Annotated in this window: 19 protein-coding genes and 1 tRNA gene; 15 read left to right on the top strand and 5 right to left on the bottom strand. The window is 53.5% G+C overall.

Annotation, left to right across the window (positions count from 1 at the left end; genetic code table 11):
* Positions 1–47 precede the first annotated feature (47 nt).
* Together E6C51_RS10050 and E6C51_RS10045 are read right to left on the bottom strand one after the other, a co-directional pair.
* The gene (locus E6C51_RS10050; protein ID WP_190236023.1) at positions 48–1,871 is read right to left on the bottom strand and encodes an autotransporter assembly complex protein TamA; all 1,824 of its coding nucleotides are present in this window, start codon (positions 1,869–1,871) and stop codon (positions 48–50) included.
* Between the two features lie 292 nt (positions 1,872–2,163).
* The gene (locus tag E6C51_RS10045; RefSeq protein ID WP_075641640.1) at positions 2,164–2,427 is read right to left on the bottom strand and encodes a glycine zipper domain-containing protein; all 264 of its coding nucleotides are present in this window, start codon (positions 2,425–2,427) and stop codon (positions 2,164–2,166) included.
* 783 nt (positions 2,428–3,210) lie between these two features.
* Here E6C51_RS10045 and hemA point away from each other — a divergent pair.
* On the top strand, positions 3,211–4,425 hold the full coding sequence (hemA, locus tag E6C51_RS10040; protein WP_190235848.1) for a 5-aminolevulinate synthase: 1,215 nt from the start codon (positions 3,211–3,213) through the stop codon (positions 4,423–4,425).
* 323 nt (positions 4,426–4,748) lie between these two features.
* Positions 4,749–5,882, top strand: a complete 1,134-nt coding sequence (locus E6C51_RS10035; RefSeq protein WP_190235847.1) for a serine hydrolase domain-containing protein — start codon at positions 4,749–4,751, stop codon at positions 5,880–5,882.
* A gap of 168 nt (positions 5,883–6,050) precedes the next feature.
* On the opposite strand, the gene dxr is transcribed toward E6C51_RS10035, so the two are convergent.
* Positions 6,051–7,244: a 1-deoxy-D-xylulose-5-phosphate reductoisomerase gene (dxr, locus tag E6C51_RS10030; RefSeq protein ID WP_190235846.1), complete on the bottom strand. Its 1,194-nt coding sequence runs from the start codon at positions 7,242–7,244 to the stop codon at positions 6,051–6,053.
* Between the two features lie 919 nt (positions 7,245–8,163).
* Here dxr and E6C51_RS10025 point away from each other — a divergent pair.
* From E6C51_RS10025 to visR, 13 genes are all read left to right on the top strand, one after another.
* Positions 8,164–9,798: a methyl-accepting chemotaxis protein gene (locus E6C51_RS10025; RefSeq protein ID WP_190235845.1), complete on the top strand. Its 1,635-nt coding sequence runs from the start codon at positions 8,164–8,166 to the stop codon at positions 9,796–9,798.
* Positions 9,799–9,931: 133 nt separating this feature from the next.
* Positions 9,932–10,231 carry an STAS domain-containing protein gene (locus E6C51_RS10020; protein ID WP_146934602.1) on the top strand — a complete coding sequence of 100 codons (300 nt, stop codon included), beginning with the start codon at positions 9,932–9,934 and terminating at the stop codon, positions 10,229–10,231.
* Positions 10,228–10,593: a chemotaxis response regulator CheY1 gene (gene cheY1, locus E6C51_RS10015; RefSeq protein WP_006726298.1), complete on the top strand. Its 366-nt coding sequence runs from the start codon at positions 10,228–10,230 to the stop codon at positions 10,591–10,593. The genes E6C51_RS10020 and cheY1 overlap by 4 nt, the downstream gene beginning before the upstream one ends.
* Positions 10,594–10,608: 15 nt before the next feature.
* Positions 10,609–12,888, top strand: a complete 2,280-nt coding sequence (locus E6C51_RS10010) for a chemotaxis protein CheA (RefSeq protein WP_146934606.1) — start codon at positions 10,609–10,611, stop codon at positions 12,886–12,888.
* Between the two features lie 4 nt (positions 12,889–12,892).
* Positions 12,893–13,243: a hypothetical protein gene (locus E6C51_RS10005; RefSeq protein WP_146934609.1), complete on the top strand. Its 351-nt coding sequence runs from the start codon at positions 12,893–12,895 to the stop codon at positions 13,241–13,243.
* Complete coding sequence (gene cheR / locus E6C51_RS10000) at positions 13,240–14,148, top strand: protein-glutamate O-methyltransferase CheR (RefSeq protein WP_146934612.1); 909 nt, start codon at positions 13,240–13,242, stop codon at positions 14,146–14,148. The genes E6C51_RS10005 and cheR overlap by 4 nt, the downstream gene beginning before the upstream one ends.
* A complete protein-coding gene (gene cheB, locus E6C51_RS09995; protein WP_146934615.1) occupies positions 14,145–15,182 on the top strand; it encodes a protein-glutamate O-methylesterase CheB in 1,038 nt (345 codons plus the stop codon). The genes cheR and cheB overlap by 4 nt, the downstream gene beginning before the upstream one ends.
* On the top strand, positions 15,182–15,571 hold the full coding sequence (locus E6C51_RS09990; RefSeq protein WP_075641526.1) for a response regulator: 390 nt from the start codon (positions 15,182–15,184) through the stop codon (positions 15,569–15,571). The genes cheB and E6C51_RS09990 overlap by 1 nt, the downstream gene beginning before the upstream one ends.
* Positions 15,568–16,125 (top strand): chemoreceptor glutamine deamidase CheD, encoded by a 558-nt coding sequence (gene cheD / locus E6C51_RS09985; protein ID WP_146934617.1) that lies wholly within the window; start codon positions 15,568–15,570, stop codon positions 16,123–16,125. The genes E6C51_RS09990 and cheD overlap by 4 nt, the downstream gene beginning before the upstream one ends.
* Before the next feature lie 298 nt (positions 16,126–16,423).
* The gene (gene cheT, locus E6C51_RS09980) at positions 16,424–16,780 is read left to right on the top strand and encodes a chemotaxis protein CheT (protein ID WP_146934620.1); all 357 of its coding nucleotides are present in this window, start codon (positions 16,424–16,426) and stop codon (positions 16,778–16,780) included.
* A 343-nt stretch (positions 16,781–17,123) separates the two neighbouring features.
* The gene (gene fliF, locus E6C51_RS09975) at positions 17,124–18,815 is read left to right on the top strand and encodes a flagellar basal-body MS-ring/collar protein FliF (RefSeq protein WP_146934623.1); all 1,692 of its coding nucleotides are present in this window, start codon (positions 17,124–17,126) and stop codon (positions 18,813–18,815) included.
* Between the two features lie 394 nt (positions 18,816–19,209).
* Positions 19,210–19,902: a transcriptional regulator VisN gene (visN, locus tag E6C51_RS09970; protein ID WP_230987213.1), complete on the top strand. Its 693-nt coding sequence runs from the start codon at positions 19,210–19,212 to the stop codon at positions 19,900–19,902.
* A 28-nt stretch (positions 19,903–19,930) separates the two neighbouring features.
* Entirely contained in the window at positions 19,931–20,668 is a 738-nt protein-coding gene (visR, locus tag E6C51_RS09965) for a transcriptional regulator VisR (RefSeq protein WP_146934934.1), read from the top strand.
* Positions 20,669–20,743: 75 nt separating this feature from the next.
* Here visR and E6C51_RS09960 read toward each other — a convergent pair whose 3' ends face one another.
* Entirely contained in the window at positions 20,744–21,898 is a 1,155-nt protein-coding gene (locus E6C51_RS09960) for an AI-2E family transporter (RefSeq protein ID WP_146934628.1), read from the bottom strand.
* Positions 21,899–22,430: 532 nt separating this feature from the next.
* Positions 22,431–22,507, bottom strand: a tRNA-Arg gene (locus E6C51_RS09955).
* Between the last annotated feature and the right edge of the window lie 108 nt (positions 22,508–22,615).

Raw genomic sequence — 22,615 nt, 5'->3', positions numbered from 1 at the left:
GCACGTCGCTTTCTCTTGTCCGGAAGATCGGATTTTCCGCACAAGCTTTAGAAACTTTGCCCAATGCCGACATAAATGCCGTATTTGTCGCCTTTGGGGTAGGGATTGAGCGGCAAAGCCACATCCAGTCGAATAGGGCCGAAGGGTGTGGCATAACGAAGGCCGAGGCCCGCTCCCGCCTTGATATTGGAAAAATCGGGCACCTGGCTGTCTGAGACAGTGCCGACATCCAGAAATGGCACGAGGCCGATGCTGTCGGTGATGTGTACACGCGCTTCAACAGATGCCGTGACATAGGATAGGCCGCCGGTTGCCTTGTCAGCGCTGTTTCTGGGCGAAATGCCCTGATAGGCGTAGCCGCGCACGGAGCCGCCACCGCCAGAGAAAAAGCGCCGGTTGGCGGGAATATCCACCAGATCGCCGTTGCTGAACAAGGTGCCCGCCGCCAGCTTGCCAGCCAGAACCACGTGATCTTCCATGCCCAGACCATAATAGCCCGAGATGGAGCCTTCGGCGTTTGAAAAAATCGTTCCGTTTCGGAATTCGTAGCTGGGTGCGGCACTCAGCGTGGCGTGATAACCTTCTGTAGGGTTCAATTTATCATCGCGCGTGTCGCGGGCATAATCGAGCGGAACAGAAAAGGTCAGGTAATTGTTGCGGCCAAAGGCATCGTTGACCCTCGCAAATTGCAAGGACGTGCCGACCGATACGGTATCAACATCGGTCAGCTCATAGGAATAGCCAAGCCGACCGGTGATGGTGTCGGTATTATAGGAATCTGTGCTCAGGGTCGCTGCTTTGATGCTGGCATCCAATGTGCCAGAGGGCAGCAAAAAGCCGGGCTTGGCAAAGCTGATGCCCGCCGCATAATCCAGATCCGATCCGCCTGCACTTTTGCCAAATCCGCTGACAGAGCCATCCACCCGCAGCGATTCGGCGCGGCCAAACAGGTTACGATGGCCCCAATAGCCCTGAATCCCGGCTCCATCGATGGTGGAATAGGTGGCACCCGCGCCGAAATAGCGGAACTTGGCTTCCGACACTCGAATATCGAGCGGAATTGCGCCATTGGCATCGAGCTTATCGGCTTGATTGACCGTGATTGACGAGAAAACACCAAGTTTGCGCAGCCGATCCGTGGCTTTGCGCAGGTCTTCGGGCTTATAGGGCTGGCCTGCGTTGAGGCGTGAATATTTTTGAATAAATCCGGCATTCACCGCTTTGTTGCCCGACACCGTGACCGGGCCAAGCGGGGCAACAGGACCAGATTTGATGGCAATCGTGACATCAATCGTATTGTTGGCATGATCTGCCACCACATCGCGCTTGGCAATCTGGGCAAGTGGCTGGCTGTTGGCCTTGATGTCATCGAGCATCTTGTTGGCAGCCTTGATGATCGCTAACGAACCCGCCGGTTTTCCGACAACAAGATCATATGTCGCAGGGTTCAGATTTTGCGCATCATCGGTCAAGCGCACGTCTCGAAGTGTAAACAGCGGCCCCGGCTCGACAGTGACATCAACGGCCACCGGCGTGTTGCGGGAAAATGTGGGATTGGGCGGCAAACTGTCCAGCGGGGTGCCGTTTATGGTGATGGTGATCACACCGCCATAGTAGGAATTCTCATAAAGGGTTGCCAGCAGGCGCTCACGATCTTCGTTGGCCTTTATGACGACGCCCAAATCGCCCGAAACCGGTTTTGATTTGTCCTGAAGCAACATGGAGCTGTTCTCCAGTGCATTCTTCAAATCTTTGGATGCCTGCGGTGTATGGAAGGTGACGTCGTAACGCACTGGGTCAATGACATCAGTTACAGCTTTGTTTTCACCCCATAGAGTAAGGCCGAAAATGGTGAAGGCATGGGCCTGCATCGGATGCAGACATGCGGCCGCCCCTATGGCACATACCAACAGACGCGCTGATCTCCGAAACCCAATACGCAAATCCGGCAATATCGACTCACCTGCTGTAAACAGAGCTTGAATTCCTCACATTGTGTTGCCAATCCCACAGCCCCGGCAAACCCAAACCGGCACATGCTGTAGGAGCATCCTCCTCCACACTATAGATAGGAAATTTACAGATGTGTAACGTTTTGGCGCAAATCGCGTCTTAAAATTTCAAACCCGACGCGATGCGCCGGGTTTGAAACATGTCGTGTGATTAATAGTTGCTTGGGCAAGCATCCACATAGCGACGACCGTAACGGTCACGATAGTAGCACTGGCCTGGCTGTTCGCTCACCTTGCCAATAACCGCGCCAGCCACACCACCAATGGCCGCACCGACCGCTGCACCGCGCACGTTGCCGGTTGCCAGGCCGCCGATGATGGCACCGGATGCTGCACCAATGCCTGCACCCTTTTCAGTTTGCGAGCAACCCGCAACCGAAAGCCCCGCAAGTAACAGTATAATTGCCTTCTTCATGATCATCTCCACATTTGATCGGTCCGGTCGCCCGGAAATGCTCGCCCCTGCATGACAGCATTTTGCCACACTCTAACCTAGATCGGGTTGGATTTAAGGTAAAGTGATGGGGTTGTTATAAATTTTTCAGAGTGTCACCATAATGCACTGATGAACGATACCGTCATGCTTCATACTCAGGTCCTGCTGTTGGATCGAGCGCAATATATAGAAATCCATCTGTTGCGCTTTCAGTAAAAAGATATGGCGGCTTTGCGCGAAGTCCACGCCGACAGACGGTATTTTTTCTATGGGCTTTGATTTTTTTTGGGTGGTTTTAACCTGCAACGCCTCTCACCAGATATGGTGCAAAATGGACGCTGTAACGCTTTAAATCTGTTGGGTAATTTTCGCCTTAAATCCACTCCGGTTTAGGGAATGATGCAATAGGGCAATACGCGCTGGGATGAATGATGTTTAAGGCTTGGCTGAAATTCTTCGCTTTTCCTGCCGAGGTAGCGGCATTTTAACATGCGGCGTTTAATATGTTTGCGTCAGACGGTGCCGAATTTGACGTAGATCAAGTCAGAAGATGTGCTGATCCGGTAGTCGTTTGAGCGTTGGGGGCTTAATCCTGTTTGGTTGTGATCAAGGATGGTACTATCTTTGGGTGCTTTATTTGCGTACGCACTTAATGGTTGATCTCCGGCGCGATTTGTCGCAGTTTAGAATCACTTTACAAAAGGGGTTGACCGCCGCCCCGAAGGCTCTCAAAAGAGAGATGGATAGATTGGAGCGTGCGCAATGGATTTCGAAGCGTTTTTCAAGAGCGAACTGGGTGGCCTGCATGAAGAGGGCCGTTACCGTGTTTTCGCCGATCTTGAGCGCCAGCGTGGCAGCTTTCCCCGCGCGACCCGATATACGGAAAATGGCTCCCATGACGTGACAGTCTGGTGTTCGAACGATTATCTCGGCATGGGCCAAAACGAGCTTGTTGTCGATGCGATGAAGAACGCCATTGATCACTGTGGCGCGGGTGCTGGCGGCACCCGGAATATTTCAGGCACCAATCACTACCACGTGCGGCTGGAGCAAGAGCTTGCTGACTTGCATGGCAAGGAATCGGCGCTGATCTTCACCTCCGGCTATATTTCCAACTGGGCAACGCTTGGCACACTCGGCCAGAAAATTCCCGGCCTGATCATTTTTTCTGATGCCTTGAACCATGCTTCGATGATCGAAGGTATTCGCTATGCCAAATGCGAGCGGGTTATCTGGAAGCATAATGATCTGAAAGATCTTGAAGCAAAGCTCAAGGCTGCCGATCCCAAGGCCCCCAAACTGATTGCGTTCGAATCCGTCTATTCCATGGACGGCGATATTGCGCCGATCAAGGAGATCTGTGATCTGGCGGATGAATATGGTGCCATGACCTATCTGGATGAAGTTCATGCCGTGGGCATGTATGGTCCCCGTGGCGGCGGTGTGGCCGAGCGTGAAGGGCTCATGGATCGCCTGACTATCATCGAAGGCACGCTCGGCAAGGCCTTTGGCGTGATGGGTGGTTACATTGCCGCGTCCCATGCTCTGTGCGATTTTATTCGCTCTTTTGCCTCCGGCTTCATCTTCACCACCGCTCTGCCGCCATCTCTGGCTGCGGGGGCGGTTGCTTCCATTCAGCATTTGAAATCCAGCCAGATCGAGCGTTTTGCCCATCAGGAGCGGGTGCGCCGTCTGCGGTCCATGCTGGATGCCCGTGGTATTCCGCATTTGCCAAACCCAAGCCATATTGTGCCGGTGATTGTGGGTGATGCGGCCAAGTGCAAATGGATTTCGGATATCCTGCTGGATAATTTCAATATTTACGTTCAGCCAATCAACTATCCAACGGTGCCGAAGAAAACCGAGCGTTTGCGCATTACGCCGACTCCGCTGCATTCGGATGAAGATCTTGATCATCTGGTCGGAGCACTTCACCAATTGTGGTCGCGCTGTGCGCTGGCAAGGGCCGTTGCCTAAAGTTTTGGAAAGAAAACTGGAATCCGGCTTTTCAGATCAGACAAGCGAAATGGAAGCATTGGAAAGTTTGTCTGATTCAATCTGGACCTGGCTGACTCGACTGCATAATTCCTTAAATCGGAGTGGATTTAAGTCGAAAATTATTCAGTAGACTGAAACTGTGACAGCGTCCTTTGTGCACCATATTGGGTGACAGACGCTGTAACGCCAGTCATTTTCCGCACCGTCCTGCTGATGTGTACATATTTGCGTGATTTTTTGACGCGGCGCTTGCCATTGTGCCTGTTCTCCTCCTAGATTTCGAGGTTTAGGAGGAGGAAAATATGAGTAATATCGCAAATATAGCACGTTTTATCGATGATACGGTCGCCCGTGAAGAGATTGTCGGCACTGTTGTGCTTGTACACAAAAATGGGCAGCCAGTGGTGCAGCATGCCGCCGGTCTGGCGGATCGAGAGGCGAAAAAGCCTGTTACCCTGGACAGCATTTTTCGCTATGCATCCTGCACCAAGCCGTTTGTGGCAACCACCTGCCTTGCCATGGTGGAGCGTGGCGTGCTCGCCCTTGATGATCTCGCAAGGACTTATATTCCGTGGTTTCATCCGAAAACCCCGGATGGTCAGGACGCTGCGATCACCATTCGCCATCTGCTGACTCACACCTCTGGTCTGTCTTATGATCCAGAGCTTGAGCGCTTACCGCCGGATCGGGCCGTCAATCTTGGCCTTGGCAATACGGATCTCAGTTTTGAGGAAAATTTCAGTCGCCTCAATGCTATTCCGCTTGCCTTTGTGCCGGGTACGCAATGGCTTTATTCCTGCGGCACGGATGTGTTGGGCGCGGTGATTGCAGCGGCCCATGGAGGCAGTCTGCAAAGCGCCATTGATCACTATGTCAATTCAAAGCTGGGTATTGTTGATGCCCGATTCAGCGTCACTGACGAGAGCCGCCTTGCCGTGCCCTATGCCGATGACACGCCGCGGCCGCGGCGGATGACGGACCCTTGTCCGGTTGGCAGCGAGTCTTTCGGCCAGACAATCTTTTCGCCTTCGCGAATCCACAATCCAAAAGCCTATCAATCTGGTGGTGCAGGCATGGCCGGCACGGCGGGTGACATGTTGAAATTGCTCGAAGCTTTGGCCAATGATGGTGGGCCAATCCTGTCAAAGGCAACGGTTGAAGCCGGATTTTCCAACCAGATTGGTGATCTTGAGATGGCGGTGCAGCACAAGGGCATGCGATTTGGCTTTTTTGGTGCCATTGTTGCCAACCCGGATGAGGCCAATACGGTTATGTCGGTGGGCGCGCTGCAATGGGGCGGGATTTATGGCCACACCTGGTTCATCGACCGCACGCATGGTCTCACAGGCGTAAGCTTTACCAATACCGCAATGAATGCCTGCATTGGTGAATATCCGGAACAGTTGCGCCGTGTGATTTACCAAGACCTCTGCTGAGTGGCGATACCCTTTTCCTTCTCCACTGCATAAGTCCTTAAATCGGAGTGGATTTAAGAAGAAAATTATCCAGCAGCTTAAAAGTGCTACAACGTCGTGCGCCATATTGGGCGCACGACGTTGTAAGAAAAGGTTTGCCATACCTTGCATCCTGTCAAATGCAAAAGGTCAGGCTGCGCGTGTCTTCGTCTTGATCAATGTATGGGCAAGGTTGCGCGCCTCGGCATCTGCGGCAAAGACATCGGCAATGGATTTTGCCGGTGCCAGCCCGGAGAGCGCGTCCATCACCTCTTCAACAATTTCTGCCATGGTGAGAAAGCGGATTTTCTCATCGACAAAGGCTTCAAAGGCCGCCTCGTCGGCAGCATTCAGCACGGCACCTTGCAGGCCGCCGCGTTCCAATGCCGTGCGTGCCAAGCGGATGGCAGGAAAGCGGGTTTCATCGGGTGCCTCAAAATCCAGCCGTGCCAGCTTGGCAAAATCAAGGCGATCCACATTCAATGGTCCACGCTTGGGATAGGTCAGGGCATAGCCTATGGCAGTGCGCATATCCGGCACGCCGAGCTGTGCAATCACGGACCCGTCGGTGTAGCCAACCATGGAATGGATGATGGATTGCGGATGGACAATCACTTCAATCTGATCGGGGCGGACATCAAACAGATACTTGGCCTCAATCATCTCCAGCGCCTTGTTGAACATCGAAGCGCTGCCGATCGAAACCTTAAGGCCCATGGACCAATTGGGGTGGGCACGTGCCGTCTGGACGCTGACATCGGCCATTTGGGCTCGACTGAAGGTGCGAAATGGCCCACCTGAGGCGGTCAGCACAATGCGCTCCAGCGTGTCGCGGTGGTTTTCATCCAGACATTGGAAAATAGCAGAGTGTTCGCTATCAACAGGAATCAGTCTGCCGCCACCCTGTTTGACGGTATCCAGAAACAGATCGCCTGCAGAAACAAGACATTCCTTATTGGCGAGAGCGATATCCGCCCCCCGCGCCGCCGCCGTCAATGTGGGCTGTAGTCCAGCTGTGCCCGCAATCGCGGCCATGACCCAGTCGGCTTCAAGGCTTGCTGCTTCCTGAAGGCCGCTGGCACCGGCGGCCACGTCAATGCCATGGCCTGAGAGGGCATCTTTCAGGGCAATATATTGGCTTTCATCAGCAGTGACCGCCAGCTTGGCGCGCGCGGCAATGGCTTGGCTTGCCAGAAGCTCGATGTTGCCATTGCCGGTCAGGGCCATGATGTCAAAATTGGCCGGTCCACCCAATTGCTCAACCACGTCCAGCGTGTTTGTGCCAATGGAACCCGTGGATCCCAAAATTGTGATTCTGCGTGGTGAGGTGGTGACGGTGCTCATCAATTTATCCGGCGCGTGACTGCTTCATGTCTGATGCGTCAATCTTTTCACGGCTGTATGGCGTGGCGCGTTTGACAAAATGCACGACGCTGTGTGCTGCTGCGCATCAGATTATTTGGTCCCTAGCGTCTACAGCGGAATTCGGCGGGCAGCAAGCAACTTACACCACCGCTTTGCCGGATGCACGGTGCGCCTTCGCCAGCTTATTCAGACCATGTGTGGCTTTATAATAAAATTACACAACATAAAGAGTGCGTTATGCAGCAATCTGCTGCATCATGTCTTTGGGATGCTGTGCACAACGAAAGCGACGTACAACAAACGCCACGTGCCTAAATGGATACCACCGCATTTCGATGCGGATCATGGTCGTGCGCAGAAACGGGCCGCGCAACAACGGCTGTTCAAGCCGAAGGTTAAAATATCGGTCTGGACAGTTTTACGGGTTTGCGCAATTCGCTCACCGAAACCGTCAAAATTGTAAACGCCGCCAACACTGCGGCAACCACTCCAAGAACAATCATTGCTCCACCTTTCGACATGCATGCCGTCTATGAGCACTATAGCACAACTTAATCTTGCGCCAAGCTGGAGTGCCCCTCCGGTGAGCGGCAAATATGACGTGTTTGCGATGCTGGGTAGATTGCCCCTGACGGCAAATCGCGGTAATAAATGATAATAAACCGTAAAAATTATTAACCTTCAATCAATAAATTAACCATAAGATTAGCAAGATACGTTGGAAATGGGCGCTTGACGTCCCCATGGGCATGATGCCAGTCCCGCGTGCCGGTTTCGATCCGGTATCTCCAATGCAGAGTTTCTTTGAGCAAAGCACGGCTTACGCTGTGCGCGAAAGAATCTGAGCGCAGCAATATGATCTGCCCTTTGAAAGGGGTGATCTGAAGGGGATTGGCAATTGGTTCAGCAGGGTGAGGCAGAGCGTTCGGGGGGATCGCAGGCGGGAAGCTTGCGTGACAGGCTGAACTTTGCCGGGCTGGATGCTGAAACACGCGATTTGCTGCGTCGCTATCGCCCAGGATTGGAAGCCGATGTCGAGGCCGGGATCAGAGATCTCTTTCATCGCTTTCAAACAGCGCCGGATGCGGCCAGACAGTTTTCGTCCGAGCGGCAAATCGATCGATTGCACGACCTTTACATCTCCCATTGGGAGGTGATGACCGATGCGCGTTTTGATCCGCTGTATGCCGAGCGGGTGAAGGTGCTGGCCGATACCCAGAGCCGCATGGGGCTGGACCCCCGCTGGCAGATTGCCGGTCACGGTGTGGTTCTTGAGCATCTTGTGGTGTCGGTGTTTCAGGATCTGGCCAGCCGTGGCCTTCTTCCATCGTCGCGCAAGCGCACAGCAGAGCTACAGGAACTCGTTCGCGCGCTGATACGCCTTGTGATGGTCGACGTTGAAATTTCCGTTTCTCTTCGCTTCAATGAGCTGCGCCTCAAGCATCATCGCGAGTTGAGCGAACTGCGTCGCAGTGAGCGCGCAAGCGTTCAAGAGCTGTTTCAAGAAACATTTAACGCCTTGTCGGAAGGCGATCTGACCTGTCGGCTAAAAACCGACGTGCCGGAAGAATACCGGGAACTTGCCACGACATTCAACAACGCCCTCGACAGCATCTGTTCGGCAATCTCGGCGATGAATGGCCACCGGGAAAAGGCGGATGCCGCAACCGAAAGCCTCGCACGTCAGGGTGAAGAGCTACGCGCGCGTGCTGAAGAGGCGGCGGCCAATCTCGATCAGGCCAATGCTGACCTCCGCGTGGTGACAGATAATGTGCGCCGCAGTGCCGCCCAGTCGAAAACAACCGAAGAGGCAGTTGGGCGCACCGTTATGGCGGCTGAGCAAAGTGGCGAAGTGGTGGGCAAGGCCATTTCGGCCATGGCCGATATCGAGGCATCTGCTGAGCAGATCGGTCATATAATTGGCTCCATTGATGAAATAGCCTTCCAGACCAATCTTCTTGCGCTCAATGCCGGTATCGAGGCTGCGCGGGCTGGAGATTCCGGTCGTGGCTTTGCCGTGGTGGCGCAAGAGGTTCGTGCACTTGCACAGCGTTCGGCTGAATCGGCGCGCGAAATCAAGGCGCTTGTGGCGACCACAAAGAGCCAGGTCGATGCCGGAGTGCAAATGGTCAACAAAACGCAGGATGCGATTTCCAGCATTGTTGGCCAGGTGGTGGATATCAATCAGTCGGTGGCCACTTTGGCTGGCGATACCGCTGAGCAGGCGCGATCCTTGGACGTGATGGCCGGCGTACTGGATGCCTGCGGTGCGGCATCGCGAATGAGTGCAGAAATGTCACACCAGTCTGCATTAAACAGCAGCGATCTCCACACGGTCATTCTCGAATTGGGGCAAACTGTGCGTCAATTTACAATCGAACGCCGGGGCAAACAGCGCTCGGAACCCACTGTTACGCCTCCAGTCCGCCCACTCCACACGGATATCGACGAGGGGCAATTGTCGGTTTTTGCGGATGTTTCAACAAAAAATGACTTTCTGCTGCCAATTCGGTCTGCCGGAGCGTCGATGTGAGAAGTTTGTTTACTAAGTCCTTATACAACGGATACGGGTCCAGGGGGAAAGCAATTTTCCGTGCCGGAGAAGATAAGTTTTTAACCCCTGTGTCCTTATAGGAATGCAGACAGAAACAGTAGGGAAACAGCCTATGGCGAGCAAAACAGGCGCATCGAAGCAATTGAAGCTGGCATCGGTTCTAGACTTGAATGAAGCATCTCAGCTTAAGGACAAGCTTCTGTCCTTGCGAGGCTCTTCCGTTGAGATTGATGCGTCCAGCGTAGAGCGCATGGGCACGTTGTGCGTACAGGTACTCTTCTCAGGTGTGAAAACCTGGGAGGCTGACAAACAGTCCTTTTCTATCACGAAGGCATCTGATGCCTTCACCAAAACCCTGCAACTCTTAGGTTTGAACAGTGACCAACTGGTCGCGACGGAGATCCGGCAATGAAGAAAAAAGTCCTAACTGTGGATGATTCCAGAACCATCCGCAACATGCTTCTCGTGACCCTCAACAATGCGGGTTTTGAGACCATTCAGGCAGAAGACGGTGTCGAGGGCCTTGAGGTTCTTGAGGAATGTAATCCTGATGTCATCGTGACCGACATCAATATGCCGCGTCTTGACGGTTTCGGTTTTATCGAGGGTGTGCGCCGGAATGAAAAATACCGCGCAGTGCCGATCCTTGTTCTGACCACCGAAAGTGATGCGGAAAAGAAGAATCGTGCTCGTCAGGCAGGTGCGACCGGGTGGATTGTCAAGCCATTCGATCCGACCAAGCTGATTGATGCGATTGAACGTGTAACCGCTTAAACAGGGTTTCCCGCGATGGATATGAACGAAATCAAAGAGATCTTTTTCCAGGAATGCGAGGAGCAGCTCGCGGAATTGGAATCGGGCCTTCTGAAAATGAATGATGGGGACCGGGACCCCGAAACGGTGAACGCCGTTTTCCGAGCCGTTCACTCCATCAAAGGGGGCGCTGGTGCGTTTGGTCTCGACGATCTCGTTGCCTTCGCGCATGTGTTTGAAACCACGCTTGATGGTGTTCGGTCCAATCGGCTCGAACCACATCAGGAACTGATGAAAGTGATGCTCCGATCGGCCGACGTGCTGGCGGATTTGACCAATGCGGCCAGAGACGGCGGTAGCGTGGACGAGGCTCGCTCCAGTGGTCTGGTCAAGGAGCTTGAAGCGCTTGCCAATGGCGAAACGCCCGCTCCGTCAGCTGCTCCAGCCCCTGCTCCCAAGGCGGCTGCAAAGCCGGCAGCCGCTCCAGCCGCTGCGCCCGCACCTGCACCAAGCGATGACAGTGGCTTCCAGCCAATTCCTTTCACGTTTGAAGGTTTCGGCGAAGAAGCGCCGGTTGATACGTCGATGTCGTTTGAAGTGCTGTTCAAGCCGCGCGCCGATCTCTACTCCAAGGGCAATGACGCAACTCTGCTTCTGCGCGATCTGTCTCGCGTTGGTGAAGTCAGCCTGTATTGCAATATCGACACTATTCCGACGCTGGACATGCTGGACCCGGAATCCGCCTATTTTTCTTGGCGGGTTGTGGTCAAGACTGACAAGGGCGAAGAAAGTGTTCGCACGGTTTTTGAATTTGCCGAATGGGATTGCGAACTTGAGGTAAAGCTTCTGGAAGAGTTGCCTGAGGGTGAAGCGGAAGACGAGCGTCCGATGGTGCCTGTTCCGTTTGACCTGTCGATTCTGGATGATGGGGAAGCCTCTGAGGAAAGCGAAGCGCAGAGCCTGGCCGAACAGGCTGTTGAAGCGGCGGAAACCGCGACCAGTGTTGCCAATGCTGTTGCCGCTGCTGCCAAGCCGAAAAAGGAATCGCCTGCTGCTGCTGCCGCTGCGGCCGCCGCTGCGGCCCAAAATCAGGCTGCTGCGTCTGCGGCCGGTCAGACCATCCGCGTTGATCTCGACCGTGTTGACCGTCTGATCAATCTGGTTGGCGAATTGGTTATCAATCAGGCCATGCTGTCGCAGAGCGTGATCGAGAATGACACCAATGGCACATCATCGATCAACATGGGGCTGGAAGAGCTTCAGCAACTGACTCGCGAGATTCAGGACTCGGTTATGGCCATCCGCGCCCAGCCGGTGAAGCCTGTCTTCCAGCGCATGTCACGTATTGTTCGCGAAGTGGCTGATATGGTTGGAAAAACCATTCGATTGGTCACAGAAGGTGAAAACACCGAAGTTGATAAAACGGTTATCGACAAGCTCGCTGAACCTCTGACGCATATGATTAGAAATGCTGTGGACCACGGCATTGAGACGCCTGAAAAGCGTGTTGCTGCCGGGAAAAATCCCGAAGGCACAGTCAAGCTGACGGCGAAACATCGTTCTGGCCGTATTGTGATTGAGCTTGTCGATGATGGAGCGGGCATCAATCGTGAGCGCGTGCGTCAAAAAGCAATCGACAATGATCTGATTGCCGCTGATTCCAATTTGTCGGATGAAGAAATCGACAATCTGATCTTCATGCCGGGCTTTTCAACCGCCGACAAGATTTCGGATATTTCGGGTCGCGGCGTGGGCATGGACGTGGTCAAGCGCTCCATTCAAGCTCTTGGCGGCCGTATTTCCATCAGCTCTCGTCCGGGCCATGGCTCAACCTTCACCATGAGCTTGCCGCTCACACTTGCTGTTCTTGATGGCATGGTGGTGACCGTTGCTGGTCAGACGCTGGTTGTACCGTTGACGGCGATCGTTGAGACCTTGCAGCCAGAAGCTGCCAATATTCACTCGTTTGGTGCAAATCAGCGGTTGATTTCGATCCGCAACAGCTTCTGCCCATTGGTTGATGTCGGCCGTATTCTGAATTTCCGCTCCAGTCAGGCCAATCCGGTGGATGGCGTTGCTCTTCTGGTCGAATCTGAAGGCGGCGGTCAGCGCGCGCTGATGGTTGATGCCATTCAAGGCCAGCGTCAGGTCGTTATCAAGTCTCTTGAAGCGAACTATACACATGTGCCTGGCATTGCTGCGGCAACCATTCTGGGTGATGGCCGTGTGGCTCTTATTCTGGATGTGGATGCTGTTGTGTCCGCGTCTCGGGGCCAATCCCTCAGGCAGGAAATGTCTCTGGCAGTTGCGGGATAATATCATGGTGTTTGTGCGCAAGAATTCTGGTGCTAAGGCAATAAAGCGCAGCGCTCTTTGCAGAAGCGACCGGGATTCCTGCGTGAATAGTCTGTCGGTAAGCGGGAAGGCGGGCGCAAAGCCTGCTCACACCTGCACCCAAGCTGATGGGGACATCATGGGAATTATGAATTTGTGTCATGTGGTTTTTGAGATCCTCCACCTGGTTTCAAGGCTTCTGGTGCTGCGGTTACTCAAGGCTCCATCCTCTCCTGGACGTCAATATGGTCGAGATGTTCTGACTATCGATAAATGGATTTTCTGTTTCATCGTCTGGACAGGCGTTCTACCACAATCTGAAAGCGAAGCGGCATGACACCGACATTTTCTTCGAATAGCCGCCAGTCGGATGATGAGGTCATGGCAAGTGGTGAATATCCGCTGACACGCCGTGACCTGAACGAAATTGCGGCGATGATTTATGCCGATGCCGGGATTGCATTGAACGACTCGAAGGCGTCTTTGGTGTATTCGCGGCTGTCCAAGCACATTCGCAATTTGGGTCTGCGTGGCTTCCGCGAATATTGCGCCCTTGTGGCGTCTCCGGAAGGGGCGGCTGAGCGGCGTGAAATGTTGTCGCATTTGACCACCAATTTCACGCGGTTTTTCCGTGAAAACCATCATTTCGATCACCTGCGAACCGAGGTTCTGCCGGGCTTGATTGCCCGTGCCAAGGCCGGTGGGCGCGTTCGGATCTGGTCGGCAGCGTGTTCGGATGGTCAGGAGCCTTACTCAATCGCCCTGACGGTTCTGTCGATGTTGCAGAACGTGATGGACTATGATTTCCGCATTCTTGCCACAGATATCGACCCGAAGATCCTTGCGCTGGCGCGGGCCGGTGCTTATGACGAAACCGCATTGGAGACGGTCAATCCGGCCATGCGCAAGCAGTGGTTCAAGGAAGTTGACATTGGTGGTCGTCGCAAATTTCAGATTGATGATCGGGTTAAGCGCCTGATCACCTTCAATGAGTTGAATTTGATGGCGCAATGGCCATTCAAAGGTCCTTTTGATGTTATTTTTTGCCGTAACGTGGTGATTTATTTTGACGAGCCAACACAAGTGAAGATCTGGTCGCGATTTGCCGGGCTTTTGCCCGAGGGTGGTCATCTTTATATCGGTCATTCCGAGCGGGTTTCGGGCGATCCGAAGAACCTTTTCGACAACACAGGCATTACGACCTACAAATATATTGGCAAGTCTGGAGGGCGCAAAACATGATGTCACGTGCGCGCGTTCTGGTGGTCGATGACAGCGCAACAATGCGTGGATTGATCACTGCCGTTCTCAATTCAGATCCAGATGTCAGTGTCATCGGTCAGGCTGGCGACGCCATGGAAGCGCGCGCTGCCATCAAGAAGTTGAATCCGGATGTTGTGACGCTGGATATCGAGATGCCAAATATGAATGGCCTCGAATTTCTGGAAAAGATCATGCGGTTGCGGCCGATGCCGGTGATCATGGTTTCGACCATGACCCACCGCGGTGCTGAAGCCACGCTGGCCGCTTTGGAAATTGGCGCGTTCGATTGTGTTGGCAAGCCCATGCCGGGCGATGCTCGCCCCTTTGGCGATCTGGCAGAAAAAGTAAAAGCGGCGGCGCGCTCGCAGCGACGTGTTGCCGGTCCTGCGGCCATTGCGGCAAAGCCAGCAACAGATTTTCGGGTTGGGCGCAAGATTGTTGCGATCGGTTCATCGACGGGTGGGGTGGAAGCCTTGATTTCTGTGCTTCAGAAATTTCCACAAAATTGCCCGCCGACGGTGATTACGCAACATATGCCGCCGACCTTTACCAAGAGCTTCGCGGAACGGCTCAATCGTCTCTGCGCCCCTATCGTGCAGGAAGCAACGGATGGTGCCCGCCTGGAAATTGGCAGGATTTATCTTGCTCCCGGTGGGGATCGGCATCTGCAGGTGGTTAACCCCTCCGCCCCAAGTTGCCGACTGATCGAATCCGCACCGGTCAACGGACATCGCCCTTCAGTTGATGTTTTGTTTGACTCGGTTGCAGAACTGGCTGGACGGAATGCCGTTGGTGTCATACTCACGGGTATGGGGCGAGACGGGGCGTCAGGATTACTTAAAATGCGAAGTGCAGGTGCCCGAACAATCGGGCAAAACGAGAAGACCTGTGTGGTCTATGGTATGCCGCGCGTCGCCCATGAACTGGGCGCTGTAGAGCATCAATTGCCGCTTGGCTCAATCGGCGAAGAAATTCTAAAACTTACGGCCGCACGGAAAGAAGGTTCGGAATAATGTCAATAGCAGAGAAAATCAAAGTCCTCATTGTGGACGACCAGGTGACCAGCCGCTTGCTCTTGAGTGATGCGCTGACGCAGCTTGGTTTCAAACAGATCACTGCCGCCGGTGACGGCGAACAGGGCATGAAGATCATGGCGCAGCAGCCTCATCATCTCGTGATTTCTGACTTCAACATGCCGAAGATGGATGGTCTTGGGCTCCTTCAGGCGGTGCGAAGCAATCCCACCACCAAAAAGGCGGCGTTTATCATTCTGACGGCTCAGGGCGACAGAGCGCTGGTGCAGAAAGCCGCGCAACTGGGTGCCAATAACGTTCTGGCAAAGCCGTTTACCATCGAAAAGATGAAGGCGGCCATTGAAGCTGTTTTCGGAGCATTAAAATGACGAACGAAGCTGCGGCGCGCAGGGTTCATATTATTCAAGGAGAATATAAGGTTATCAGTGACCCGAATGTGGTCCTGTCAACCATCCTGGGGTCTTGTGTCGCTGCATGCTTGCGTGATCCAGTCGCTGGCGTCGGAGGTATGAACCATTTCCTTTTGCCGGGGTCTGCAAACCCCGGCATGGGCGGTGGCGATGCAACCCGCTATGGCGTTCATTTGATGGAGTTGTTGATCAACGGTCTCCTGAAAAAGGGCGCAAAGCGCGAACGCATTGAAGCGAAAGTTTTTGGCGGAGCCAAAACGATTGCAACATTCTCGAATGTCGGCGAGCAGAACGCGGCATTTGCGATGCAGTTTTTGAGAGATGAAGGCATCAAAGTTGTTGGTTCCTCAACCGGCGGCGAACATGGCAGAAAGCTGGAGTTTTGGCCTGTAAGCGGCCGTGCTCGTCAGTATCCTCTCACAGGTGCAGAAACGCAAAAGACGGTCGCTCAGGAGCAGCAGCGTCCAGCGCCAGTTCAGAAGCCGGTCGAAAGTTCAATCGAATTCTTTTAAGGGCATCGCCTTGCGCGGTCTTGCGCTTGGGGTGGTTTGGGGGTGAGCCGACGCCGAAAAATGATTTCAGGCGCGCTCAAGGAGTGAGAAGGCAAGGCAAAGGATTCGTTTTCCTGTGTCTGGGCCGCGCCAGGATTGGGACCCATGATTTTGCCGGGTCGCGTTTTGGTGAAGGAGATGTGTCGAAAGGGAGATTGATCCCGTTGTCGACGAAAATTGTACGCGGATCTGTTTTGGGTTGAAGGAAACAGTCCGAGAATATGTCATTCGGAAGTATTTGGCTCTGGAGGTTACGGGCATGCAAGAATCACTGCCAGAAATTCTGATGCGTGTCGTGACGGAATTGCACGACGTGGCCTATCTGATTGAGCGAATCGAGCCTCAGCTACTTGATATTGCTGGCCCCGCAGCCATGGAAAATCCAGACACTCTTAAAGTCTTGCAGGGCATTGACCTCGCTGTGCAGAAATCGAGAGGGCTTGCCGAATTTATTGACACAATTACCGCTGACGTTTCCAATGAATGGACAGTGGATATGACCACAGCCTTGAGCCTGGTGAAATTGAGCGAAATGAAACGCGCGCTCGGCGACGGCTTGCGCCATGGCCATTCCCAGCCACTCACCAAGGTTGCTGGAGACTTCGATTTCTTCTAATTCTGATCACGACTGCATAATTCCTTAAATCGGAATCGATGTAAGGAATTATGCAGTAGATTTAGAGTGTCACAGCGTCCTTTGTGCGCCATGTACGGCGCACGGCGCTTTAAACACCAGCCTCCTCATCATCTCTGATGCTTATCACGGTGGCACCTTCATCTGAAAAAAGCGATCTCGTCATGGGTTGTATCTTTATGGCCGCTCCTGCGGGCAGCATGCAAATGACCGACGAGATCTATTTTCAGTTTCTGCTTAAGCGAAACGTTCGCGCAAGTTTCAAATTCTAATGTCTCGAATAAGGCAAATGCCGTAACCTCATTCATTGACGGTGCGAGACAGAATGAATCTGTTAAATCAATTACTACAAGTCTTCAAAAACCTATCATCCCTGGGTCCGACGAAGCTATGGACGCTTGGTGGTGTCGGTGTCGTCTCTGTGGCGTTGATCATAGGTGCCGCTTTTTTCGTCAACAAACCGGCGTATGAAACGCTGTATGTTGGCTTGGAAAAGAACGATATCAACCAGATCAGCATGGCTTTGGCCGAGTCCGGTATCAATTTTGCGACCGGGACGGATGGCAAAAGCATTCAGGTTGAAGCTGGCATGACCGGGAAAGCCCGGTTGATGTTGGCCGAGCGTGGCCTGCCCAACAGTACCAATGCTGGCTATGAGCTGTTCGATAATGTTGGCTCTCTGGGCCTGACATCCTTCATGCAGGAAGTGACCCGCGTGCGGGCTCTTGAAGGCGAAATCGGACGCACGATTCAGCAGATCAACGGTGTCGCTGCCGCTCGTGTGCATATCGTTATGCCAGATGTTGGCGATTTCAGGCGCGGCACGCAGAAGCCGACGGCTTCGGTTATGATCCGCGCCAGCACATCCACGGGCCGCAAAGTTGCCGCTTCGATCCGCCATCTGGTGGCTTCGGCTGTGCCCGGCCTTGAAGTTGACGACGTGACCATCCTGGATTCGACAGGTCAATTGTTGGCATCTGGCGATGAAACGGGCGGTGCTGCCAACCGCAATTTGGGTGTTACCCAATCTGTTCAGCAGGAAATCGAATCGAACATCGATAAAGCGCTTGCGCCATTCCTGGGCATGGACAACTTCCGCTCCAGCGTTACTGCGCAGCTGAATACGGATCAGCAACAAATCCAGCAGACGGTTTATGACCCTGATTCGAAGGTTGAGCGCTCGGTTCGCACCACCAAAGAAGCGCAGAAGTCGCAGCAGAAGCAATCTGATACCGCGGCAACCGTTGAGCAGAACATTCCGCAGGCCGCACCGCAGGCCGGTGGCGGCGGACCTGAATCATCTGATCAGCAGGACAAAAAAGAAGAGCAAACCAACTACGAAATCAATTCGACCACCACTGCGACGGTAAGAACAGGCTATAAGCTTGAGAAATTGTCGGTGGCGGTTGTGGTGAACAGGCAGCGTATCGCCGCTATGGTTGGCGAACCTGCCGATCAGGCCAAAGTCGATGCCTACCTGGCCGAGATGCAGAAAATTGTCGCATCGGCAGCCGGTCTCGATACCAAGCGTGGCGACGTTGTCACCGTGACACCGATGGACTTCCTGGAAAACCAGCTGTTGGATGAAGCACCGACTGGCCCAACCGTGATGGAAATCTTGAGCCGCAACCTTGCAGGGATCATCAACTCGCTTGCTTTCCTTGCCGTTGCTTTCCTGGTCGTCTGGATGGGCATTCGTCCAATGGTCCGCTCGATGGGTGGTGGTAGTGGTCTGGCGCTTGAGGGTGGTGCTGATGCCGCGGCAGGCCTGGAGCTTCCCGACTTCTCGCCAGGTCTTGATCTCGATGCCGGTGGTGCTGGCCTTATGGATGGGTTTGGTTCTGACTTCGGCTTTGATAGTGCCGATGATGTTCTCGCCCTTGATAATGATCCAAACGGTGGCTTCAATCGTCGGGTTAGAGAAGGGCCCGAACGCAGACTGGCACGCATGGTTGAGATTTCTGAAGAGCGTGCTGCCAAGATACTTCGGAAATGGTCTGTGGAACAGGCCGCCTAAACGCCCCCCATATCCTGTCTCAATTTTGCTGCGCGGACCTTCGTTCGCGCAGCTTCCTTTTGGATGATGCTCATAAGCCACACCTTCTGCGTTTCCCCTAGTGGTGTTTAACGAAGTTTTACCTAGAATAGGTTCAGGTGATTCGCGCATTTCGCGGGTCGCAGCATTGCCCCTGAATCCTTCGGTTTGAGGGGGTTATGAAACAAATTTCAAGTGTTACAGCATGTTTTGTGCATTTTTTGAAATGTGCCGTGTTGTGATGAGCGTCACTGCGGAAATGGCGGCTTCCGCGGTAAAGCATAACGAGAGGTGCCGTATCATCCCTTGAAAGGGGAGCGTTATGAATGTGGAACTCCTGGCGCCGGTGGGTGATCTAGGGATCCGGAATCCTGTCATGGCGGACAGGAGCAACGGTCAAAGGTTGCGAGATCACATGATCAAGCAGCTTTCAGCCGCGGCGTCCTTGGGAAATCTTCCCGTTGCCATGCGAATTCTGGCAGATTATGCCGGTGCTTCACATTATTTGCTTGCGCGTTATGATCTCATTCAGGAGCAGGGCCTGGACTTTGTTGTGACGGCGGATTGGCCATTTGATCTGGCCCGCAGTCTCGCCAGTGAACTCGCCGGTTCGTGTTCCCGTGCAACAGAACTTGAAAAGTGCATGGGCCTTCTCCAGGCCAAATTTGTCCTTTTGCCGACCAATATCGATGTGCCAGCCGGCGCCAGCCGTCAATATTGCTCCGTGATGTTCAATGTTGGTCGCACACGCCTCGCGTTGGTTCTGCTTTTGCCCGATGGCTTCGTGATTTCCCCGGATCGATTGCGCGATGTCGGTTTGCTGGCCGCGTATTGTGTAAGCCTTTCCGCAGGCCGTTCTCAAAAAGCAGATCGGGATTTTGAGCTGACAGAACGTGAGCTTGAATGCCTGTTCTGGATTGCCGAAGGCAAGACCAGCGATGAAATCGCCACGATTTTGGGCATCTCGCGCAATACAATTAACAATTATATTACCAGTGTGATGCGGAAGACGGCGACGAAAACCCGATCCGAAGCAATCGCTTACGCTGTTCGGAACAACCTGGTTTAAGAGGCGATTTATGGCGTTCAATGGAGAAATGTCGAGCGGCAGAAGTGGCATGGGAGCCGAGCTGAAAAGCAGGATCATGTCCAGCCGAGGTGATATTTTCCCCAAGTTGATTGCTATGCAAAAGCTTATTCAAGCACGAAGCTTTGCCGTATTTCGTGTCACCGGATCTGGATTGCCGCGCAAACGGGTACTGTCTTGTGAGTGCGAGAGCTGGGCTGCGGGTGGCGCGGGTGGTAGTTACAGTGATGCCTTTGTGGCCTGCTATGGTGATTTGCTGCTCAGTCATATCGATGATTTGCTTTTGCCATTGATGTGGAATGCAAAGAACGATGCCATAAGCTGCACCAGTAGTGATTTTGGTGCCTTTGTGTCACGCCTCCCAACAGCCAATCTCCCCTTCGCTGGCTTGGCTTTCCCGGTTCGGCTGGGGGCTGTGGGTAACGGTTTTGTTGTGTTTGGGATGAGCAGCTCTGACGATTTGAGCAGCGAAGTGATTATTGATCTCCACAATCGCAGCTGCAAGCTGATGATGGACATCCTCTCGATGAGCGAACGCAAGATGACGCAATCGGAGGCGCTCAGCGATAGAGAAATTGCATGTCTGCAATTGGCAGGGGATGGTCGAATTAGCGAAGAAATTGCCGACAATCTCGGCCTGTCGGTTCATACCGTGAATGCATATCTGGGATCTGCAACCATCAAGCTGGATTCGGTGAACCGAATTCAGGCCATCGCCAAGGCTATTCGTCTGGGTTATATCAACTAAAGCGTTACAGAGTGCTTTGTGCGTTTTATAAAACGCACGGCGCTGTAACGACTTGTTCCAAACCGCTGACGCTCTCTACTTGATTTCGGAGGCTTCTTGGCGCGCCTCAAGCAGCCATTCGCGCCAGATTGCCACAAGAATAGCCATCAGAACCGGTCCCACAAACAGGCCAAGCAATCCCATTGTCTTGACGCCGCCGACCAGGCCAAAGAAGGTCGGCAGGAAAGGAAGCTTGATCGGGCCCCCGACCAGGCGCGGCCTGAGGGTTTTATCGACGATGAAAAGCTCCACGCATCCCCAAACCAGCAGAGCGACGCCGGCAACGACGGTACCGCGAGCCGCGAGATAGATGGATACCAATGTAAAGGATAGCGGTGCTCCGCCCGGAATCAGGGCCATAAAGCCGGTTATAATGCCAAGCGTAACGGGTGAGGGGACGCCTGCAATCCAATAGGCGATGCCCAGCACAATGCCTTCACCAATGGCAATAACGGTCATGCCTGTAACAGTTGAGCTGATGGTGAGCGGCACCAGGCGCGAAACGCGCTCCCAACGACCGGGCAGAATACGTTCACCAACAATATCCACTTGTTCCACGATCCGCTCGCCATCGCGATAGATAAAGAACAGCGAGATCAGCATGAAAAGCAGGGTTAACACGCCGTGGAAGGCCGAAGCCCCAATGACCAGAATGCCGCGATAGATGGTACCAATATTGGCACCGCTTATCAGTTGCACCAATTCGCCAAGTGCACCCGGATGGCCGACATATTGATCCCAATGGGCAGCAAGCCATGCACCAGCAAAGGGAACCTGTTGAATCCACAGCGGCACAGGTGCGCCAAGTTCGTTGGCTTTGAGCGCCCAGGCTCCCCAGGTCTTGATTTCAGCCACAGCGTAGATGCCTGCCAGTGAAAGGGGCACAACGATGAATGAAACAACCAGAATAATAGCGATGGTGGCAGCGATGGTTCTGTTGTAGCCGACGGCGCTCAGCAGGCGTCGATACAAGGGCCAACTGGCGAAGCCAATCACCATTGCGGCCAGCAGCGGCACCAGAAAGCCATAGAAGAAATAGGCGCTGGCCAGCAAAACGGCCACCAGCAACCAGCGGGCTGCGGAGGTTGGAGCGACAAGCGCATGACGGTCCGACGCCGCTCTGCGTACCACGGGAGAAGAGGCAGGTTTTGCGACAGCCTCGGTCTTTGCACTTCTCACAGTCACCTGCATACTCCGAATTCTCAATGCTGGCGATAAAGCCCGTATTGCCACGGCCCCTTACAGCGCCTCTCATCATATATGGCGCATAAAGGACGCTGTAACACTTTAAATCTGCTGCATAATTCCTTAAATCCACTCCGATTTAAGGAATTATGCAATAGCATCGCGCAGACAATCAGAACCGGCACGATGCTATATATTTGTTTGCGCATCGAACGTTTCCGAACGTGCGTTTTCACGTCCTCGCCGATGCATTAGTTTAGGGGGTGAGCTACCCCCTTTCAACGACTGTAGCTGCTAATTCCAAAAAGCGAGTGAAAATATCTCAACAAAACCCTTAATCGCCAAAAAATATTTGGCTAGCTTACTCCCCCGCATCTGTCCAATCGTTGAATTATAGCTTCTTTGTGTCGGCATGATGAGAAAACACCGAATTTCGCACGTGTTTTGCCATGGGCTGGGCATCGATGCTGCTGCCAATTCTTTCCTGTTTAAGGGAGCAGCAATGGGGTTCCATAGGAGATAGCGCTCTGGAAGAAAATGGTGATCCCGACGCGATTCGAACGCGTGACCCTCAGATTAGGAATCTGATGCTCTATCCTGCTGAGCTACGGAACCACTCATCCGTTACATACAAAACCCTTGGGCGTTCGCCAAGGGTTTTGTTACTCCATAATTCCTTAAATCCGAGTGGATTTAGGGGCAAAATTATGCAGCAGATTTAAA

It is taken from the genome of Gillisella terrae, from assembly GCF_004801395.1.
GTDB lineage: Bacteria > Pseudomonadota > Alphaproteobacteria > Rhizobiales > Rhizobiaceae > Allorhizobium > Allorhizobium terrae.
Note: the sequence above shows the minus strand (reverse complement) of the source record. Positions and strands in the feature narration are given on the sequence as shown.

Excerpts from the sequence above, each read along its gene's own strand:
- E6C51_RS10050 (WP_190236023.1), bottom strand. The coding sequence starts at position 1,871 with ATGCAGGCCCATGCCTTCACCATTTTCGGCCTTACTCTATGGGGTGAA.
- E6C51_RS10005 (WP_146934609.1), top strand. The coding sequence starts at position 12,893 with ATGGTGTTTGTGCGCAAGAATTCTGGTGCTAAGGCAATAAAGCGCAGC.
- E6C51_RS10010 (WP_146934606.1), top strand. The coding sequence starts at position 10,609 with ATGGATATGAACGAAATCAAAGAGATCTTTTTCCAGGAATGCGAGGAG.
- cheY1 (WP_006726298.1), top strand. The coding sequence starts at position 10,228 with ATGAAGAAAAAAGTCCTAACTGTGGATGATTCCAGAACCATCCGCAAC.
- fliF (WP_146934623.1), top strand. The coding sequence starts at position 17,124 with ATGAATCTGTTAAATCAATTACTACAAGTCTTCAAAAACCTATCATCC.
- cheT (WP_146934620.1), top strand. The coding sequence starts at position 16,424 with ATGCAAGAATCACTGCCAGAAATTCTGATGCGTGTCGTGACGGAATTG.
- hemA (WP_190235848.1), top strand. The coding sequence starts at position 3,211 with ATGGATTTCGAAGCGTTTTTCAAGAGCGAACTGGGTGGCCTGCATGAA.
- dxr (WP_190235846.1), bottom strand. The coding sequence starts at position 7,244 with ATGAGCACCGTCACCACCTCACCACGCAGAATCACAATTTTGGGATCC.
- E6C51_RS10045 (WP_075641640.1), bottom strand. The coding sequence starts at position 2,427 with ATGAAGAAGGCAATTATACTGTTACTTGCGGGGCTTTCGGTTGCGGGT.
- cheR (WP_146934612.1), top strand. The coding sequence starts at position 13,240 with ATGACACCGACATTTTCTTCGAATAGCCGCCAGTCGGATGATGAGGTC.
- visN (WP_230987213.1), top strand. The coding sequence starts at position 19,210 with ATGGCGGACAGGAGCAACGGTCAAAGGTTGCGAGATCACATGATCAAG.
- E6C51_RS10020 (WP_146934602.1), top strand. The coding sequence starts at position 9,932 with ATGGCGAGCAAAACAGGCGCATCGAAGCAATTGAAGCTGGCATCGGTT.
- cheB (WP_146934615.1), top strand. The coding sequence starts at position 14,145 with ATGATGTCACGTGCGCGCGTTCTGGTGGTCGATGACAGCGCAACAATG.
- visR (WP_146934934.1), top strand. The coding sequence starts at position 19,931 with ATGTCGAGCGGCAGAAGTGGCATGGGAGCCGAGCTGAAAAGCAGGATC.
- cheD (WP_146934617.1), top strand. The coding sequence starts at position 15,568 with ATGACGAACGAAGCTGCGGCGCGCAGGGTTCATATTATTCAAGGAGAA.
- E6C51_RS09960 (WP_146934628.1), bottom strand. The coding sequence starts at position 21,898 with ATGCAGGTGACTGTGAGAAGTGCAAAGACCGAGGCTGTCGCAAAACCT.
- E6C51_RS10035 (WP_190235847.1), top strand. The coding sequence starts at position 4,749 with ATGAGTAATATCGCAAATATAGCACGTTTTATCGATGATACGGTCGCC.
- E6C51_RS09990 (WP_075641526.1), top strand. The coding sequence starts at position 15,182 with ATGTCAATAGCAGAGAAAATCAAAGTCCTCATTGTGGACGACCAGGTG.